Origin of the sequence: Halopseudomonas pelagia, assembly GCF_009497895.1 — a bacterium.
Lineage (GTDB): Bacteria > Pseudomonadota > Gammaproteobacteria > Pseudomonadales > Pseudomonadaceae > Halopseudomonas > Halopseudomonas pelagia_A.
This window is the reverse complement of sequence record NZ_CP033116.1, coordinates 635474-655151: the sequence shown is the minus strand read 5'-3', so window position 1 is coordinate 655151 and position 19678 is coordinate 635474. Positions and strand designations below refer to the sequence as shown.

At 60.1% G+C, this 19678-nt stretch carries 16 protein-coding genes; 7 read left to right on the top strand and 9 right to left on the bottom strand.

Features of this window, described 5'->3' with window-relative positions; translation table 11 throughout:
• Nucleotides 1-4: 4 nt before the first annotated feature.
• From EAO82_RS03045 to EAO82_RS03010, 8 genes are all read right to left on the bottom strand, one after another.
• A complete protein-coding gene (locus tag EAO82_RS03045) occupies nt 5-472 on the bottom strand; it encodes a chemotaxis protein CheW (protein ID WP_096346603.1) in 468 nt (155 codons plus the stop codon).
• A 32-nt stretch (nt 473-504) separates the two neighbouring features.
• Nucleotides 505-1488: a chemotaxis protein CheB gene (locus tag EAO82_RS03040; protein WP_096346602.1), complete on the bottom strand. Its 984-nt coding sequence runs from the start codon at nt 1486-1488 to the stop codon at nt 505-507.
• On the bottom strand, nt 1481-7786 hold the full coding sequence (locus EAO82_RS03035; protein ID WP_096346601.1) for an Hpt domain-containing protein: 6306 nt from the start codon (nt 7784-7786) through the stop codon (nt 1481-1483). The genes EAO82_RS03040 and EAO82_RS03035 overlap by 8 nt, the downstream gene beginning before the upstream one ends.
• 2 nt (nt 7787-7788) lie before the next feature.
• Nucleotides 7789-8685, bottom strand: coding sequence for a CheR family methyltransferase (locus tag EAO82_RS03030; protein ID WP_410402932.1), 897 nt, complete (start codon nt 8683-8685; stop codon nt 7789-7791).
• 59 nt (nt 8686-8744) lie between these two features.
• Nucleotides 8745-10781: a methyl-accepting chemotaxis protein gene (locus EAO82_RS03025; protein WP_096346662.1), complete on the bottom strand. Its 2037-nt coding sequence runs from the start codon at nt 10779-10781 to the stop codon at nt 8745-8747.
• A gap of 89 nt (nt 10782-10870) precedes the next feature.
• On the bottom strand, nt 10871-11410 hold the full coding sequence (locus EAO82_RS03020; RefSeq protein ID WP_096346661.1) for a chemotaxis protein CheW: 540 nt from the start codon (nt 11408-11410) through the stop codon (nt 10871-10873).
• 46 nt (nt 11411-11456) lie between these two features.
• Complete coding sequence (gene pilH, locus EAO82_RS03015; protein WP_096346599.1) at nt 11457-11822, bottom strand: twitching motility response regulator PilH; 366 nt, start codon at nt 11820-11822, stop codon at nt 11457-11459.
• 37 nt (nt 11823-11859) lie between these two features.
• Nucleotides 11860-12273: a PleD family two-component system response regulator gene (locus tag EAO82_RS03010; protein ID WP_096346598.1), complete on the bottom strand. Its 414-nt coding sequence runs from the start codon at nt 12271-12273 to the stop codon at nt 11860-11862.
• A 295-nt stretch (nt 12274-12568) separates the two neighbouring features.
• Here EAO82_RS03010 and gshB point away from each other — a divergent pair, with 295 nt between their 5' ends.
• From gshB to EAO82_RS02975, 7 genes are all read left to right on the top strand, one after another.
• Entirely contained in the window at nt 12569-13531 is a 963-nt protein-coding gene (gene gshB, locus EAO82_RS03005) for a glutathione synthase (protein ID WP_096346597.1), read from the top strand.
• 65 nt (nt 13532-13596) lie between these two features.
• Complete coding sequence (locus EAO82_RS03000) at nt 13597-14505, top strand: energy transducer TonB (protein ID WP_096346596.1); 909 nt, start codon at nt 13597-13599, stop codon at nt 14503-14505.
• Nucleotides 14506-14564: 59 nt separating this feature from the next.
• The gene (locus EAO82_RS02995; protein WP_096346660.1) at nt 14565-15134 is read left to right on the top strand and encodes a YqgE/AlgH family protein; all 570 of its coding nucleotides are present in this window, start codon (nt 14565-14567) and stop codon (nt 15132-15134) included.
• A complete protein-coding gene (gene ruvX / locus EAO82_RS02990; protein WP_096346595.1) occupies nt 15134-15568 on the top strand; it encodes a Holliday junction resolvase RuvX in 435 nt (144 codons plus the stop codon). Before EAO82_RS02995 ends, ruvX begins: the two co-directional genes overlap by 1 nt.
• Entirely contained in the window at nt 15565-16077 is a 513-nt protein-coding gene (gene pyrR, locus EAO82_RS02985) for a bifunctional pyr operon transcriptional regulator/uracil phosphoribosyltransferase PyrR (RefSeq protein ID WP_096346594.1), read from the top strand. Before ruvX ends, pyrR begins: the two co-directional genes overlap by 4 nt.
• A gap of 7 nt (nt 16078-16084) precedes the next feature.
• Nucleotides 16085-17128 (top strand): aspartate carbamoyltransferase catalytic subunit, encoded by a 1044-nt coding sequence (locus EAO82_RS02980; protein WP_096346593.1) that lies wholly within the window; start codon nt 16085-16087, stop codon nt 17126-17128.
• Nucleotides 17119-18390 carry a dihydroorotase gene (locus EAO82_RS02975; protein WP_096346592.1) on the top strand — a complete coding sequence of 424 codons (1272 nt, stop codon included), beginning with the start codon at nt 17119-17121 and terminating at the stop codon, nt 18388-18390. The genes EAO82_RS02980 and EAO82_RS02975 overlap by 10 nt, the downstream gene beginning before the upstream one ends.
• 134 nt (nt 18391-18524) lie before the next feature.
• On the opposite strand, the gene EAO82_RS02970 is transcribed toward EAO82_RS02975, so the two are convergent.
• On the bottom strand, nt 18525-19664 hold the full coding sequence (locus EAO82_RS02970) for a PilT/PilU family type 4a pilus ATPase (protein ID WP_096346591.1): 1140 nt from the start codon (nt 19662-19664) through the stop codon (nt 18525-18527).
• Between the last annotated feature and the right edge of the window lie 14 nt (nt 19665-19678).

Below are 19678 nucleotides of genomic sequence, written 5' to 3'. Positions count from 1 at the left end.
GCGCTCAACCACGCAATAATCCGGCCTGCTCCAACGCTGACTCGATCGCCTGCAGATCCGGAATCATCAACAGTTCCGGTTCATCCGCCAGCTGCACTCGCTGGCTGACGTAAGGGCCCGGCGCGCCAGCTTCACTGATTTCGCCACGCAACACCTTGCGCGAGCGCGGGATGCTCCAGACGCGCATGCCAATAAAATGCACCCCCTCACGGTCACCAATCGCATTCATGATCAGCGTTCGGGGCTGCCGGCCGCTATTGTCCTGCGCCTGGCCGAGCAATACATAGGGATCAACCAGCGGTACCTGTTGATCGCGCCAGCGCGTCCAGCCGAGAAACCAGGCTGGCGCACCCGGCACGTCACGGGTAATGCGGAAGCTGACCAGTTCGGCTACCGCGACGTTGGGCAGCAACAGGCCCTGTTCGGCGAGCGGAACAATCAGTCCGTTCAGACTTTCCAGTGCATCTGACATAGCCTTTCCTCTTGATGGGTTTTCACCGGCGCTTACAACGCTACCGGCCACTCCTGCGCCAGCCAGGCCCGTAACGCCTCCGCCAGCTCTGCCGGGTTGCCCTGACGGCTACTCAAACCCGCCGCCATGACCGCTTCAGGCATCACCGAGCAGGCTGCGCTGTTCGGGTCTTGCGTCCACACCTCGACGCCCTGCTGGCGCAGCCGCCGGCAAGCCTGCACGCCGTCTTCGCCCATACCGCTGAAAATAATCGCCCCGCAGGCCGGAGCGAACGCGTCGCCCACCTGGTCCAGCAACGTCTCGATTGACGGCTGATACAAACCCGGCCAAGGCGTATCACTGAGGCGCACCCGACCTTCCGGAGAAAAGCTCAGGCTGCGTTTGATCGGTGCGACCAGCACATCGCCGTCATGCAAGCCGCTGCCCGCGACACAGTTGATAATGCGCCAGTCATTCTGGCGGCCAATAATGCCAGGCAAACGCTCTTCGAATCCGGCATCGATATGCTGTGCGTAGATAAAGGCGACCGGCAGGTCCGCCGGCAGGCTATCGAGGAAGATCTTCACCGCAGCGGGACCACCCAGGGAAGCGCCCAATAACCAGACACAACGTGCGGGAGGTCTGACCGGCTGACTGTCTGTGATCGCGTCACTGACCGTCAGCATACTCGGCAACTGACCCGCGGGCGCAGGACCCAATAACGGCAGCAGCTTGTTGTAAAGGCGGCGTTCCCAACGCGGATAATCTTCACTGTCAGGCGCTGGAATTTCGCCTGCACCGAGCAGTACTGGAACCGCGCTGTGTTCCAGTAGCCAGTCTGACAGCGCCGACTCCTCCGGCAGCTCAAGCAGCCAGGCGTCAGTATTGATACTGGCCAGCCGCTGACAATCCAGCTGACCGGGATCAGCGCAAAAGCTGACCCGGTAGCCAAAGTGCTGCAGCACCTCGGTCAACAACCGGCGCTTGTCCGGATTGCCGGCTAACAGGCCGATGGCGGGCGCAGTTGCCTCAGCCACGAACCTTGACCAGTTTGCCTATCGCCTCCAACAGTTGAGCCTCCTGATAGGGCTTGCCCAGATAATCATTCACGCCGATGGTACGGGCGCGCTCGCGGTGCTTTTCACCGGTTCGCGAGGTAATCATGATGATCGGCAGATCCGCCAGGCGTTCGTCGTGGCGTACCAGCGTGGCCACTTCAAACCCGTCCATGCGCGGCATTTCAATGTCCAGCAGCATGATGTCCGGATGCACGTCCTGCAGCCGCGCAATAGCTTCGATCCCGTCCTTGGCGGTAATCACCTCCATGCCGTGACGCTCCAGCAACCGCGAGGTCACCTTGCGTACCGTGATCGAATCGTCCACCACCATAACCAGGGTCGAGCGCTCGTCTTCCTTCTCGGTTATCGCATGCGCCCGTTCTGCGGCCAGCCGCTGTTGTGATTGCAATGCCAACTGAGCACGAATGACCGCCAACAGATCGAGAATCACCACCACCCGTCCGTCGCCGAGAATGGTCGCGCCAGCGATCCCCGGCACGACGGCAAACTGTTTGCCCAGCCCCTTTACCACGATCTCGCGCGAACCGGCCAGCGCGTCAACCTGCACCGCCACCGTATGCTCGGCGCCGCGCACCAGAATTACCGGCAGCGGCAACGTGTGCCCGCTCAAACGTGGCTGCTGGCCAGTGACCAGCAGATTGCCCAGGTAGCGCAGATCATAGCGCTTGCCGGCGTATTCGAACGGCGGCGCGTCAGGCGCGTAATAAGCCTCCAGTTCATAACCGGAGACACGCACGATACCTTCGATGGTATTCAGCGGGATCGCGTACAGGTCATCGCCGGAATAAACCATCAATGCGCGGTTAACCGACACGGTGAACGGCAGGCGGATGGTGAATACACTGCCCTTCCCGGGCTCGGTATCCAGACTCATGCTGCCGCCGAGCTGCTTGACCTCGGCGTTGACAACGTCCATGCCGACACCACGCCCGGAGATCTGGGTAATCTTGTCGGCGGTGGAAAACCCCGCTTCGAGAATAAATTGCAGGATCTCCTGATCGGTCAATTCCGCGTCGGCGTCCATCAGCCCGCGTTCAATCGCCTTGCGCTTGACCGCATCGAGATTGATGCCGGCGCCGTCATCGGCCAATTGCAGCACAATCTCACCGCCTTCGCGGTGCAGATCGATACGGATGCGCCCTTCTTCCTGTTTACCCTTGGCTGCACGAACCTCAGGTAGCTCGATACCATGATCGACGGCGTTACGCAGCATATGCTCCAGCGGTCCGATCATCCGCTCCAGCACGCTGCGGTCCATCTCGCCCTCGGCATTGCCGATGTCCAACACCACCTGTTTGCCCAACTCACCTGCCACCTGCCTGACCACTCGGCGCATCCGTGGCAGCAAGCGATCGAAGGGCACCATGCGCGTGCGCATCAGGCCTTCCTGCAACTCGGTATTAACCCGAGCCTGTTGCAGCAACAGGGTTTCGGCGTCGCGACTCTTGGCCGCCATGGTTTCCTTCAGATCCAGCAAGTCAGACGCCGATTCGAACAACGACCGGGACAGCTGCTGGAGCTGTGAATAGCGGTCCATTTCCAGGGGGTCGAATTCTTCGTATCCACCCTGTTCGATCTCTTCCTGGTGACGCGAAAGAATCTGCGCCTGGGTTTCCATATCAAGACGTCGCAACTGGTCACGGACCCGCTCGATAGTGGCGTCCACATCGTGCAGCGTGTTACCCAGGTCGCTGACCTGCTGTTCGATACGGCCCCGGAAAATCGAGGTTTCACCGGCCAGGTTCACCAGCTCTTCCAGCAATTTGGCGGAGACCTTGACGGTTTCCTGCCCGGAGACGCGATTCTGGTTGTCGTCGCCAGCCTCGCTGGCCTGCATCGCGCTTTGCAGAATCGCCTTGACCTGGGCCAGCGTTTGCCGTGGCGCCAAGTCGGTTTGCGTCTGCTCTGGTTCAGGAGCCACCACTGGCTGGCTGGCCACCGGCAGAGCCGGCATGCTCCAGTCAGCCGGGCCCAGATCCACACCACCCGACAATCCTTCCAGCGCCGTCATCAGCGCCAGCAGACCATCGTGCAAGGCTTCGCTGGGCATGCCCTCCATCTGCAACGCGGCTTCCAGCTCTCGAGCCTGCTCGGCCAGTGCGGTCTGACCGGCCATACGCGCGCTGCCCTTCAGGGTCTGCACACGATGAATCAGTTCTGCGCCCGCCTTTTGATCGTTCTCCCGTTGCAGCAGCAACTCCTGGCAAGGCGCCATGAGTTCGACCGCCTCCTCGAGGAACATCGCCAGTAGCGGATCAGCCGCCGGCTCGGCCGGCTGCTCACCTGGATGCAATTCAGCTTCCGCAGCGGCGTCTGTCGCGGTGGCAATGGGCGCTTGACCGGGCAACTGGGGCGGGAGATCGGGCCGCGCACGGAAACCTTTGATCGCGGCGATCAATCCAGAGCCGTCGCTGATAATTCGACCCGCTACGACCCCTTCAACCATTTCTGCCAGGCTGTCGTGACACGCATGCAGAAGATCGTTGAGCCCGTCGCTGGGCTGGTAGCGCTGGTCGGCGAGCCCTTCGTAGAGGAATTCCAGCTCGTGAGCGAGATCCCCAACCGGCGGGATTTCGGCCATGCGTGCGCCACCCTTGAGGGTGTGCAGGTCACGCTGAAGCGATTCGACTGCCAGGCTGTTACCCGGGTCAGCGATCCACTGCTGCAGGCTCGCCGAGGCGCTATCGATGATTTCCTGCGCCTCTTCAAGAAAGATTTCTACCAGTTCGGCGTCGGTCACTGCATCCTGCGGATTCCAGCTACCTGCCGAGGGCGTGATCATCTTCGCCACAGTTGCCGCCGCGGCCGCGGGGAGTAGCTCGCGCAACGCGCCAATTTCCATCACCGCAGGCGGAATATGCTGATGCGCAGCGACCTGATCCATCATGCCGATAAGGCGCTCATGTCCGGCGGCAAGCGCGCTGATAGCCATTTCGTCAAGCTCGACACGCCCGGCAACCAGTGCCTCATGAACGTCTTCCAGGCATTGAGCCAGGGCTTCGATCGGCGGCAGATCCACTTCACCGGCGACATCAGCCAGCGCACGCAAGCTTTGACGCAGCCCCTGACTGTCCAACTCGACATCCTGACCGCGCTGACGCGCTTCCAGCACATCCGCTGCATCCATCAGTTGATCGATGCCTTCAGTAAGGAAAATCGACAACAGGCCCACGCTGGCGGCGCCGCTCTCGAGCTCATCGCGGCCGCTGTGACGAGCCGCCATGCCCTGCTCACGCACCTTGTCGAGTTGCTGGAGAAACTCTGGTGTACCGGGGATGGGCTGTTCAGGCGTGGTGTCGAGCTGAGCAACGCCGGCCTCGATCAATTGCACTGCGTCGGCCAACAGATCGGCCAGCGCCTGGTCGACCGAAATCAGATTGGCCTTGAAATCCTTGGCCAGTTTTTCCAGCGGAGTCGCCAACACGGCGATGGGCTGGATGCCGGCCATGTGCGCACTACCCTTGAGCGTGTGCAACGCGCGCTGCAATGCATCGCTGACCGGCCTCGGCAGCGCTTCCGCGCATCTGTCGAGAAAGGCATTGATCTGTTCGATATGCGACTGGGTTTCGTTGCGAAAGATCTCCAGCAGTATCGGGTCCAGACCACTTTCAGTGGTCTGGACAGCGGCTGGCTCGATCTTCGAATCTTCAGTATCTGGCAACTCGGGTGCAGGCTCTTCGGCGGGCAGCTCCTGTTGCGGCTCCAGCTCGGCCGTTTCCCATTCCTGCTCCTGTTCAGCTTCGAACTCGATGTGCTCGGCAGGCTCCTCCGCTGCAGCCTCGGTCTCGCTATCGACTTCCTCACAGATCAGATCGCTGCTGTCAGCGCCCTCGATCTCGCTGTCGATCTGCGGCTCGTTGTCAGCGGCACCCTCAGCCTCGATCTGGACATCGAACAACAAATCCTCACCCGACTCGCCCTGGGACAATGCATCGGCCAGCGCCGCCAAGCGGGCGACCTCCGGTAAAGGCTGCTGACGATTATGTTCAAAATCCTCTACCAGGCGCGGCATCACCGCGCGGACTGAATTAATCACCTCGAAAATCGCCGGTGACAGATCGATGCTGCGATCAATCACCCGGTTGAGCATGTTCTCTACCGACCAGGCCAGCTCGGCGAGAATGCCGGCCTTGACCATACGCCCACTGCCCTTGAGGGTATGGAAAGCACGGCGCACTTCCGCACGCGCCTTGTGGTCATCATCATTGGCCTGCCACAGCGGGGTAAATTCGCTGAGCGTGTCCAGTACTTCGCCCGCCTCCTCAACGAAGATTTCCACCAGTTCGGCGTCCATCTCGTCGTCATCATCATCCTGCTCTGCGATCGACGACTCGACCTCAGCAGCCGGCCGAAGCGACTCTTCGGGCTCCTGCTGTGGCTCTAGCGCTTCGGGCGAAGTCACGAACGCAGCATCCGATACCGTCTCGGCAGGGCCCTCGTCCAGGTCCTCGAACGTCATGGCGTCCGGCTCGGGGGTCGGGGCGGGAGAAGCTGTTTCTTCTTTAAGCTCCGTCTCTGGCGCCAGCGGTGCGGCGCTGCTGCCGATGACGCCATTGAGGTCATAGCCCAGCGTTTGCAGGCGCTCCGCCGCCACGGCGAGAATATTGTCACTGCGCTCGGCATCATCTTCTGCCAAGCGTTCCAGATAATAATCAACGCTGGTGATCACATCGGCCAGCGCATCCAGCGCGACCCAGTCCGGCACCGCTTTGGGGCCTAACAGCTGGTCGTTGATATATTGCCGACAACTGCGCACCGTCGCCGCGGCGCGCTCCAACGGCAGCATACCCAGGCCGCCGCGCACGCTATTGAGCAATTCGCTGACGGGCTCCAACTGGGCATGATCCCATTGGCTGGCAATGAAAGCGTTGATGGCTTCGCGCGTTTGCTCCAGCGCGTTGCGTGCTTCCTGTATGACCTGCTGGTGCACCAGAACCATGTCCTGAGCCGCCGCCATGCGTTGCATGTCGGTACCGGCAGCGTTTCCGCCGTCATTGCGTTCGATACCCAGAATGCCCTGCAAACTGGCTTCCACGTAGAGCAGCGCGCCAGCCACATCCATCAGTGAGGCATCGTTGACTTCGCTCTGCCCGCTGGCCAGTTGTTCGACCTGCTGAATCTGCTCCTGCAATACGCGACGAGGCTGCCCCAACCCGAGCATCGCCAGGGTATCGGCTATCTGCTTCATGCTGGGTGCCAGCGCAGTCAGATCGTCCATTTGGCTGCGATCACTGCGTACAAACAGGTCCAGACGATCCTTGACCTGCATCAGCTCTTCACCCAACGCCTCAACCACCGACTGCATCGCGCTGCGATCAGGGCCAACCAAGCGTGAGCCGGTGGCCTGATTGGCGATATCGTCTTCGGTCAGCAGGGCCTTGAGTTGATAACGTTGTTTGAGCGCATCCAGGCGCGGGCTGCCGCCTGGACTCTTGGCCACGTAAAACAGCAGGTTGCGCAGCAGTTCCTGCGCCGGCGGTGTATCCAGCGCCGCGGGACCCTGGTCCAGCAGCACCCGTACCTCGCGGTCGGCCTGGCGCAACAGTTGCCGAATGGCCGCGCCATTTTCAATCGTGCCGTGCTCGACCCCTTCGACGACACCAGCATAAGCGGCCCACAAATCGGCATGGGCAGAGCCCCGGCATTGCGCCTGCAAGCGACTGAAGACCTTGCCCAGCTGCCGCGCATTGCCGGATACGTCCTGGCCACGGATGATGCCCGCCTGGGCAATCTGCATGGCCTGACGCAATTTGCGCAATTGCCATACAGTGTGTTCATCGCTGAAATTGGTCAGCCTCTCGGAGGCGTCCACCGGCTCGCCGGTATCGACGTCCGGGCTGAACAACGCGGTTTCCGATAGCAGCTTTTCGCCACGCGCGGTGCGCATGTCATTGAGCAGTGGCAGCAACACCAACGGCAGATCGCGTCGACCGCTCTGGACCCGGTCAAGGTAAGTGGGCAGCTGCAATATCGCTTGCATCAGCACGTCCAGCGCCTCGCCTTCACGGCTGGCACTGCCATGCATCAACGCCTGAGCGAGCTTTTCCATTTCCTCTGCAAGCAGGGCTGCGCCGTAAAATTCGACCATCTGCAGCGTGCCGTGGACCTGATGGATATAGGTCAGACAGAAACGCAGTCGAGTCGAGTCTCCCGGGTTCTCAACAAAGGCTTCAAGGGCCTGACGCGCCTGATTCAGCGTCTCGGAAATTTCGCCTTTGACCCAGTCGAGGGCGACATAATCATGCCGATCACCCATATTCACTCCAGCCGTCCATTAGTATCCCGCCGCACGTAAGCCTGCACCCGGTCATCGGGCAGCCGCTCCAGCAGGGGATTGTTCCAGTCCACTATTTCACCCAGTCCGATCATCAGCATGCCGCCAGGAGCCAGCCGTTTGGCCAGCAGGTTCAGCAGATCGCGGCGACGCCAACGTCTAAAATAGATAAGTAGGTTCTGGCAGAAGATGATATCCAGGTCCTGAATCGGAGCCTGGGCCATGTCCAGGATGTTGAGCCTGGTAAAGCAGATTCGATCACGCAACGCCGGGACTATTTGGTACTGCGTTTCAAAGGGTTCCTTTTCGCCAGCGCGCAGCCACTGATGCTTTTCCGTGTCGGTCAGGCCACCTAGTCGGCTGCCAGGATATTGCCCAGCACGGCCTTGTTCCAGTGCCTTGAGACTGATGTCGGTAGCCCATATGGCGTAGCCGGGCTGCTTGTTCGCAGCCAGCTGCATGGCCTCTTCACTGACCATCGCCAGCGAATAGGCTTCCTCGCCACTGGCGCAGCCAACACTCCAGAGTTGCAGCGGACGCTCCTGAGTGCGCCCCGCAAGCTGCGCCTGCAAATGCCGGGTCACCGCATCATAGGAGGGCCGGTGCCGCATGAAACTGGTTTCGCGTACGGTCAGGCGGTCAATCAGCGCAGACCATTCGATCGCACCGGTCGGGCCCTGGGTGACATGCTCGTAGTAGGCCTGATAGTCAGCCATGTTCAGCTCGCGCATGCGCGCGCAGAGGCTGGTCTGCAGGAACACCTTGCGCTGATCATTGACGCAGACACCCGTCCGCGACTCAAGCAGTGCCTGCCACTGATGGAATTGTTCAGCATCCATCTCCGGCAGTTGCTGCAATGACCAGTTTGGCGTTCTCTGCACAGTATGTCCCTTGCTCATGCCGGCTTACGGGCAGCCTCAAGGCTGCCCGACATCTCTTCTCAGTACTGCTGCGGCAGGGTGAAACCATCTACCGACTGGCGCATGGATTCGGCCTGCACCGCCAGCTCACCAATGCTGCGCGCGGTCGCCGTGGTACCTGCCGACGTCTGCGAGGTAATCTCCTGGATCACGTTCATGGTGTTTGAGATATGGCCGGCCGAAGAAGCCTGTTGGCGAGCGGCATTGGAGATGTTCTGAATCAAGGCCGCGAGGCTGGTCGATACTTTCTCGATCTCTTCCAGTGCGACACCGGCGTCCTGCGCCAGACGGGCACCGCGTACTACTTCAGAGGTCGTCTGCTCCATCGAAATAACCGCTTCGTTGGTGTCAGTCTGAATCGTCTTGACCAGCGCTTCGATCTGCTTGGTTGCCGCAGACGAACGTTCCGCCAGACGCTGTACTTCGTCCGCTACCACGGCGAAGCCGCGGCCTGCGTCACCGGCCATGGAAGCCTGGATCGCGGCGTTCAAAGCCAGAATGTTGGTTTGGTCGGCAATGTCGTTGATCAGACTGACGATATCGCCAATCTCCTGAGACGATTCACCCAGACGTTTGATCCGCTTGGAGGTGTCCTGGATCTGCTCGCGAATGGTATCCATGCCGGTGATGGTGTTCTGCACCACCTCGTTACCCTTGTTGGCGATGGCTACCGAGCGCTCTGCTACCGCAGAGGATTCGGCGGCGTTCGCTGATACCTGGTCAATCGACACGGCCATCTCGTTCACAGCTGCCGATGCTCCGGCAATTTCCTGCGCCTGGTGTTCGGACGCTTCGGCCAGATGCATCGCCGTGCCCTGAGTTTCCTGGGCAGCCGAGGATACCTGCAGCGCGGTTTCGTTAATCGTCTGTACCAGCGCGCGCAGTTGGTCGATGGAGAAGTTGATCGAGTCGGCAATCGCCCCGGTGAAGTCTTCGGTTACCGTCGCCTGGGCGGTCAAATCACCATCGGCGAGGTCGGCAATCTCATCCAGCAGTCGCAGAATCGCCGCCTGGTTCTTGTCGTTCTTCTCGGCGGTTTCAGCCAGACGAAGACGCGTTTCGCGAGTCATCTGCAGACCGATCAGCAAGATCGAACCCAGCGCGATCAGCGCCAGCACGTAGCCCAGCACGGTGTTGATCCAGCGCGCGTCGCTGCGCGCCTCGAAACCGGCGGTGAGTGCGGATACGTTATCCAGCAACAGCTGCGAGTCAGTGAAGGTCTCGCTCGCGGCCAGACTCACCTGATACAGCTCGGGCGAGGTCAACAGAATCTCGTCTACCGATTCTGAAACGAAGGTGAACAGATCGGCGATGTCGTTCAGTCGGATGATTGCATCCGGGTCTGTTACCCGCTCAATCCCAATCGATGGGTTGCCTTCAATCATGCCCTGCAGTACACGACCAAACAGGCTGGCATCACGGCCAAAACTGTCGGCGGCCATGACCGCATCCTCATCACCAGCCAGTACCCGGTTTACCGAGTTGAGGATACGTTCGGCAAGCAGCGACTGACGCTGGGCAATCGCCACCTGATCCGCAGCAGCGTTACTGGAGATCAGCACATCTACCACGTCCTCGTACTCGACCTGCAATTGCGGAATCGTATCTGAGAGGGTCAGCGCCACTTCGTTCAGAGACAGAACCGTGGCTTCGCTGGCAAGAATTTCGTCGGCATTGCTGCGCACCCGGTCCCAGTTAGCCTGCACCGTCTGCAGCTGATCCTGCAGTGACTGCGGCGTAGCCGGCAGACCGGTTTCCTCGCGGCCATTGGTCAGATATTCGAAGCGCTGCTGGAAGTCATTACGCGCCTCCAGCAACAGACCAAACGCCTCGGGCGTGCCGGTAGCCGCCTCACTGGCAGACTTGGAGATCTGCTGCGATAGTACCCGCAACTCACCGGCGTGACCGATGTATTCCGTGTCGTAGGCACTCTGAATGTTCAGGTACAGGAAGTTGACGAAGAGCAACAACAGCGAGACGATCAGCGCGGCAAACAGGCCGGTGAGCGTGCGGTTACCGCGCATGTTGGACAGTATCTGTTTATCGAACTTTTTCATCATCTGGCCCCTACCTGGCCTACAACATTATTCTCGTTACCCGTGATTTAGTCGCGACACCGACACTCCGGCCATCGCCCCTCCCTCAATCAGATCGCCACGTCGAGAAACGCCTGATCGCGTGCCAACGCCCGGAAATTGAATACCAGTGACGATACCGACTCCTGAACATAGGCTCCCACCACGAAAGGTCTGAAGCCTTCCTCAATAGCGGGCAATTCGGTGCTGAAGCTGCTGACGGGAAAATGCTGCATTCCCAGCAGCTCATCTACCAGCAAGCCCACAAACAGATCATCGCGGTCCAGTACCAGGACGCGTCGCTGCTTACGGGGGCTGCTGCTAGTGGAATCAAAGAACCGGCTCAAATCGACGATGGGTAACAGGCGTCCGCGCACGTTCGCAACGCCTCGTACCCAGGTCTTGACCCGGGGCAATGCGGTATACCGAGGTTCATGCAGGATTTCACTGACTTCGCCCATGGCCGCCACCATAGGCTGCCCGGCGAGCCGAAAGCCCACACCACTCCATGTCTCGCTGACAACGTCCTGCGCTGGCAGACCTATGGCCTGACGGCGACATTGCGTTGCCAGCTGCTGGAGAAGATCGAAAGGATGAATTGATTCTGCCATGCCGTGCCTGTTCTGGTTGTTATGCGGCAACATGCCAGCGGCTGAATCAGCCGCCCAGCACCGACTTCAATGTCTTGATCAGCGTATCTTCCTCAACCGGCTTGGTGAGGTAGTCTTTGGCGCCTTGACGCTTGCCCCAGACCTTATCGGTTTCCTGGTCTTTGGTGGTGACGATAATCACCGGAATATGCGCCGTTTCAGGGTCTTTGGTCAGTTGCCGTGTTGCCTGAAAACCGTTCAGGCCAGGCATGACGATGTCCATCAGCACCGCGTCCGGCTTTTCCTGCCGAGCCAATGCCACCCCATCTGCTCCATTTTCGGCCTTGAGTACTTCGTGGCCATGTTTTTCCAGCATGCCAGTCAGCTTGTACAGCTCAGTAGGCGAATCATCTACTACAAGAATTCGGGCCATTTTACTCCCCCGGTAAGGCAATAAGGCTGCAACCGGCTTATGCGCCGGATGCACCCGCTAAATCATCGGATTGTGGAACATGGGCACGAATCGCGCCCAGCAGCTCTTCCTTGCTGAAGGGTTTGGTCAGGTATTGATCTGAACCAACAATGCGCCCCTTGGCTTTATCAAACAGCCCGTCCTTGCTGGACAGCATGATCACCGGGGTACCCCGGAAGGCGCTGTTGTTTTTTATCAGCGCACAGGTCTGATAGCCATCAAGACGCGGCATCATGATGTCAACAAAGATAATATCGGGGTGGTGGTCAGCGATCTTGGCCAGCGCATCGAAACCATCGACGGCGGTGATCACTGTACATCCGACCTTTTTCAGCAGGGTTTCTGCTGTACGGCGGATGGTCTTGCTGTCGTCAATGACCATGACTTTCAGGCTTTCGAAATTTTCTTCCATTATGACCAGCCCTTGTTATTGATGGTGGGTGGTTAGCGCAAATGGCCTGTTGCCAGCGCACAACCAGCCAATCCCTTTTCCGCGTACTTTTAACATAGTTTATGCAGCCAATCTATTGAGGCGGCACCGTTTCACGCTTTTCTGCTGCAATGCATCAGATATGAGACATCCGTCAACATTAGTCAACCTTTCATCGCGAGCAAGGCTGGGAGTACACTCAGCCATTCGAAACTGAGCCATATTGCTAGCCACATTGCTCAACCAAGTTGCTCACCTATAGCGGACCAACCACCTTATGCGCATTCGTCTTGGCATTGTCATGGATCCCATCCACGCCATCTCCTACAAGAAAGACAGCTCCCTGGCCATGTTGCTTGCCGCCCAGCAGCGTGGCTGGGAACTGCAGTATATGGAGCCTCAGGATCTCTACCTGGCTGACGGCCAGGCAATGGGTCACATGCGCGAACTCAAGGTGCATGCCGATCCACAGCACTGGTTCGATCTGCAAGAACACCAGCACACACCACTGGCCGATCTGGACGTGATCCTGATGCGCAAGGATCCGCCGTTTGATAACGAGTTTCTCTACGCCACGCATATTCTGGAAGCCGCCGAGCGCGCTGGTGCAATGGTGGTCAATCGCCCCGCGAGTCTGCGCGACTGCAATGAAAAGCTGTTTGCTACCCAGTTTCCCCAATGCACCCCTGAGAATGTTGTCACCCGCCGCGCCGACATTTTGCGCGCTTTTGCGAAAAAACACCGTGACGTCATTCTCAAACCGCTCGATGGAATGGGCGGATCGATGATATTTCGCATCCAGGAGAACGATCCGAACCTCAGCGTGATCATCGAAACCCTGACCCAGTTCGGTCAGCAGCAGATCATGGCTCAGCGTTACCTGCCGGAAATCAAGGATGGCGACAAGCGCATCTTGATGATTGATGGCGAGCCGCTGCCGTATTGCCTGGCGCGCATTCCCCAGCAGGGCGAAACGCGCGGCAACCTGGCCGCCGGCGGTCGTGGCGAAGCACGCCCCTTGACCGAGCGTGATCGCTGGATCGCCAATCAGGTAGGCCCGAGCCTGCGCGAACGCGGCCTGCTGTTTGTCGGCCTGGATGTGATCGGCGATTACCTGACCGAAATCAACGTCACCAGTCCGACTTGTATCCGTGAAATCGACGCCGCTTACCAAACCGATATTGGCGGGCAGTTGATGGACGCAATTGACCAACGTCTCAAAGCGCGCAGGGGCGCATAGACTTTTTCCGGCGCGCGCGGCAGACTTCGCAGGAAAATGTCAGCCGCCGCCAGCCTACGGACAGCATGAATAAAGCCGTGACACCCTCGGAAATCGCCAAGCAGCCCGACCCACCGGTGGTTACGGCGCGTGATCGCCTGGGTTTTACCCTATTTCTGGCTGCGGTGCTGCACGCCCTGGTTATTCTGGGTATCACCTTCGATCTGCCCACGCCCAGCGAGCTGTCAAAAACCCTGGAAATCACGCTCGCTACCCAACCTTCCGAACAACAGCCGGAAAAAGCTGACTACCTGGCTCAGATGAATCAGGAAGGCAGCGGCACGCTGGAAGAAAAGGCTGCACCCAGCACCACCGAAGAGGCGGTGTTCCAGGATACCGAGGTCAATGAGGTGGAACCGCCGCAGGAAGCCAGCGCGCCGGAACCCGAGCCAGTACGCGAACAACAGGTCGTCACCACCACCGCGCCGCAGCCGGACCGCGTCGCCAAGGCGCCGCCAACCCCCGATCCGGTAGATACCAGCGTGACCCTGCAGCGCTTTGACGTCACTCGCCTGTCCCAGGAAATCGCCAGCCTGGAAGCGCAATTGGCCGAAGAGCGCCAGCAGTACGCCAACCGCCCGCGCGTGCACCGCCTCAACGCTGCGTCGACCATGCAGGACAAGGGTGCTTATTACAAAGACGCCTGGCGGCGCAAAGTCGAGCGTATAGGCAATCAGAACTATCCGGCCGAAGCACGCGACAACAGCATCTACGGCAGCTTGCGCCTGCTGGTGTCGATCAATCGCGACGGCACGCTGCGTGAAGTGCAGGTGCTGGAGTCCTCCGGACACCGCATTCTGGATAACGCCGCCCTGCGCATCGTGCGCCTGGCGGCACCCTACGCGCCCTTCACTGGCGATCTGATGGACGTCGATGTGCTGGAAATCATACGCACCTGGCGCTTTGAGCCGGGGAACCGGGTTTCGAGTTTCTGACATACCCCATGCCGCCCTTGGCGCTTGAAGCTTATCGCGCAAAGCCCAATACTATGGTCATGAGCCAAACCAAACCGAATTACCTCAAGCACCACTTCCTCATAGCCATGCCGCATATGGCAGACCCGCGTTTCGTCAATAGCTTGATATACCTATGTGATCACAACGAGGACGGCGCCATGGGCCTGGTGATCAATCAGCCCAGCGACCTGCATCTGGCCGACATTCTCGAACAACTGCAACCGGCGGTCGACCTGCCCGGCAAGGTTGCCAGCTTCCCTGTGTATAACGGCGGCCCGGTGCAGACCGAACGCGGTTTCGTGCTGCACCGCGGCCCGGAGCAATGGGAAGCGAGCATGGATCTGGGACAGTTACAGCTGACCACCTCGCGCGACATCCTGCTCGACATGGCGCACGGTATTGGCCCTTCCGAGGTATTGCTGGCGCTGGGTTATGCTGGCTGGGACGCAGGCCAACTGGATCAGGAACTGGCTGAAAATGTCTGGCTCAGCTGTCCGGCCGATCCGCATATTCTGTTCGAACTGCCCAGTGAAGAGCGGCTGTTAGCCGCCGCGCGCAGTCTGGGTATCGATTTGCGTCTGCTGACCAGCCAGGCCGGACACGCTTGATGGCACTGCAGCGAGCCATGGCCTTCGATTACGGCACCAAGCAGATTGGTGTGGCCGTAGGGCAGACCTTGACCCGCCGCGCCGAACCCGTAGCAGTCCTGCGCGCCCGCGATGGCGTTCCCGACTGGAACGACATCGCCCGCCTGATCAGCGAATGGAAGCCCGATACATTAGTTGTCGGCCTGCCGCTGAACATGGACGGCAGCGCGAGCGAGATGAGCGGCCGCGCGGAGAAATTTTCCCGCCGCCTGCATGGCCGCTTCAACCTGCCAGTCCACTGCATCGACGAACGCCTTTCTACCTTCGAAGCCAAACAGAGCCTGCGTGACAGCGGCCGCACTCCGGCCAGCTACCGAGACAATCCGGTAGACAGCCTGGCTGCGGCGCTGCTGCTGGAAACCTGGCTCAACGAACAACCCGAGGAGACGCCATGAGCGCCTTGCCCGAGGTCGGCCCATTGCTGCAACGCATGGCCGACGAACTGACCGACTACCTGAAGCAGCGGCAGATTAGCGAGCCGGCCTTTGTCGGCATTCATACCGGCGGCGTCTGGGTCGCGGAGCAGCTGCGCAAGCTATGCCTGCCCGATGCGCCAATGGGCACGCTGGACATCGCCTTCTACCGCGATGACTTTGCCCAGAACGGCCTGCAGCCCGGGGTGCAACCCTCCGAGCTGCCCTTTTCGGTAGATGATCGCCACCTGATTCTGGTCGACGATGTGCTGATGACCGGGCGCACCATTCGCGCCGCGCTGAATGAGCTGTTCGACTATGGTCGGCCAGCTTCCGTTACGCTGGTGACCTTGCTGGATATCGAAGCACGGCAGCTGCCCATTCGCGCCGATGTGCTGGGTAGCAGCCTGGTGTTACCGGCCGGCCAGCGCGTCAAGCTGACCGGGCCTGACCCTTTGCAGCTCACCCTGAACCCTGTTGCCAAACACTGAGAGGCCCATGAGTACTCCATCAAGCCATCTGCAACTCAATTTCCAGGGTCAGCTGCGACACTTTCTGACTATCGAAGGCCTGTCCCGCGAGCTGCTCACCGAGCTGCTGGACACTGCCGACTCCTTTCTTGAAGTGGGCGAACGGGCAGTCAAGAAGGTCCCGCTGCTGCGCGGCAAGACCGTCTGCAACGTATTCTTCGAGAACTCGACGCGCACTCGCACCACCTTCGAGCTGGCGGCCAAGCGGCTGTCGGCCGACGTGCTGAACCTGAACATTCAAACCTCCTCGACCAGCAAGGGTGAAACGCTCTACGACACCCTGCGCAACCTGGAGGCGATGGCCGCCGACATGTTTGTGGTCCGCCACGGCGACTCGGGCGCGGCACATTTCATCGCTGGCCATGTGTGCCCGGATGTGGCGATCATCAACGCCGGTGACGGCAACCACGCGCACCCGACCCAGGCGATGCTCGACATGCTGACCATTCGCCGGCACCGCGGCGATTTCACCAAGCTGTCGGTGGCGATTGTCGGCGATATTCTGCATTCACGCGTGGCCCGCTCGAACATGCAGGCACTGCAGACCCTCGGCTGTCCGGACATTCGCGTGATCGCCCCGCGGACGCTGCTGCCGGCCGGCATCGATCAGTACGGCGTGCGCGTGTTCAACGATCTGCGCGTCGGCCTGCGCGATGTGGATGTGGTGATCATGCTGCGTTTGCAGAAGGAGCGCATGCAAAGCGGCTTGCTGCCGAGCGAGGGCGAATACTACCGGCTCTACGGCCTGACCCGGGAAACCCTGGCGCTGGCCAAGCCGGATGCACTGGTCATGCACCCCGGGCCGATCAACCGCGGCGTGGAGATTGAATCCGAAGTGGCCGACGGCGCCCAATCGGTGATCCTCAATCAGGTCACCTACGGCATCGCCGTGCGCATGGCCGTGATGTCCATGGCCATGACCGGACAGAACGCCCAGCGCCAGCACAATCAGGAAATCCTGTTAGCCGAACAGGCCAGGAAATCAGGTCAGGAAACCCCAGCATGCGATTGACCATTGAAGGCGCCCGGGTCATCGACCCGGCCAGCCAGTTTGACCAGATCACCGATCTGCACATCGCCGCAGGCCACATCGTCGGCATCGGCGAGGCCCCGGAAGGCTTCAGCGCCAATCAACGCATCGACGCTCGCGGACTGATCGCCAGTCCCGGCCTGGTGGACTTGAATGTCAGCCTGCGTGAGCCCGGTCGCACCCGCAAAGGCACCATCGACAGCGAAACCCGCGCCGCCGCCGCCGGTGGTGTGACCAGCCTGTGCAGCCTGCCCGACACTTTGCCGGTGCTGGATACCCCCGCCGTCGCCGAGCTGATTCTGGACCGCGCCGAACAAGCCGGTCAGGTTCGCGTTTTCCCCTTTGGCGCACTGACCCGCGGGCTGGATGGCGAGCACCTGAGTGAACTGGTAGCCCTGCGCGATGTAGGCTGCGTGGCCTTTACCCAGGGCCTGGCGTCGATGAAGAGCAACCGCATTCTGCGCCGCGCACTGGAATACGCGGCCGGCTTTGATCTGCCCGTGGTATTCATGCCCCAGGATCCGGATATTGCCGAGGGCGGCAGCGCCCACGAAGGCGCCACTGCTGCACGGATGGGCCTGGTAGGTATTCCGGAAACCGCGGAAACGGTAGCCCTGGCCCGCGACCTGCTGCTGGTCGAGCAGACCGGCGTGCAGGCACATTTCAGTGGCCTGACCAGTGCCCGGGCGATGGATATGCTCGCTGATGCCCAGGCCCGCGGCCTGCGCGTCAGCGCTGACGTCGCCATGTATCAATTACTGCTGTGCGATGAGGATCTGGAAGGCTTTTCCAGCCTGCTGCACGTGCAGCCGCCGCTGCGCAGCAAGCAGGATCGCCATGCCTTGCGCCAGGCGGTGCAAAGTGGCGTGGTACAAGCCATTGCCTCGCACCATCAGCCCCACGAGCAGGAAGCCAAGCGTGTGCCCTTTGCCGCTTCCGCGCCGGGTATCAGCAGCGTGGAAATTCTCCTGCCGCTAGCTCTGACCTTGGTGGCCGACGGCCTGCTGGAGCTTCCTGCGCTGCTCTCACGACTAACCTGCGGCCCCGCCGCCGCGCTAAATTTGCCAGCAGGCAGCATCAGCCTGCACGGACGCGCGGACATCACCCTGTTCGACCCGGTGGCCGCCAGCCTGATTGGTCACAACTGGCTGTCCAAGGGCGCCAACTGCCCCTTTATCGGCAAGGGCGCACCGTGCAAGGTCACGCACACCATCAGCAATGGCAAGTTGGTTTATCAGGCCTGAGCGACAACATAAAGGGGATTCGCTGGCCCTCAGGCCGAACATTCGGCCAGAGGGCTATTTGAGAAGGTGCTACGCCGAGAATGTCACGTCTAGCGGAAACGCATCAGCGGCGGTACTGACAACAAATCTCCCGCTTATCGGCGGTGATCGTCTACGTCCTCTTCCAGGGCAAAATCGTTCTTGCCGCCCATCATCAACTGCTTGCCGTCGGTTTCCGAGCCCAGTTTGATCAGCAGGCGCAGATCGTTGGCCGAGTCGGCATGCGCCAGCGCATCTTCATAGGTGATTTCGCCCTGGCTGTAGAGGCGGTAAAGCGCCTGGTCGAAGGTCTGCATGCCGAGCTCGGTAGAGCGTGCCATCAATGGCTTGAGCTCATGTACCTCACCCTTGCGAATCATGTCGGCAGCAAGCGGCGTGTTGAGCAGTACTTCGATTGCGGCACGACGCCCCTTGCCATCCGGTGTCGGAATCAGTTGCTGGGCAACAATCGCCTTGAGATTCAGCGACAGATCCATCCACACCTGCTGATGCATATCCGTCGGGAAGAAGTGAATAATGCGATCCAGCGCCTGGTTGGCGTTGTTGGCGTGCAGCGTCGCCAGACACAGGTGGCCAGTCTCGGCGAAAGCCACGGCGTGATCCATGGTTTCCTTGGTCCGCACCTCACCGATCAGAATCACGTCCGGCGCCTGGCGCAGGGTGTTCTTCAGCGCTATCTCGAAGGAATCGGTATCAATGCCGACCTCGCGCTGGGTAACGATGCAGTTCTGATGCTGGTGGATAAATTCGATCGGGTCTTCGATGGTGATGATGTGACCGCTGGAGTTCTTGTTGCGGTAACCGATCATAGACGCCAGCGAGGTGGATTTACCGGTACCGGTTGCACCGACAAAAATCACCAGACCGCGCTTGGTCATCGCCAACTTCTTGAGTATCTCCGGCAGGCGCAGATCTTCCATGCTCGGAATGTTCACTTCAATGCGTCGCAGCACCATGCCCACCAGGTTGCGCTGGTAGAAAGAGCTGACCCGGAAACGGCCAATACCGCGCGCACTGATGGCGAAGTTGCACTCGCGCTTCTCGGCGAATTCACGGCGCTGGGATTCGGTCATCACACCCAGGACGGTTTCGCGCGTCTGCTCCGGTGAAAGAGGCGTCTTGGTCACGGGCAAAATCTTGCCGTTGACCTTCATGCTCGGGGCCACGCCGGCGGTGATGAACAGGTCAGAAGCACCCTTCTCGACCATCAGCCGCAATAATTTCTCGAACTCCATGATGTGCCTCTTCT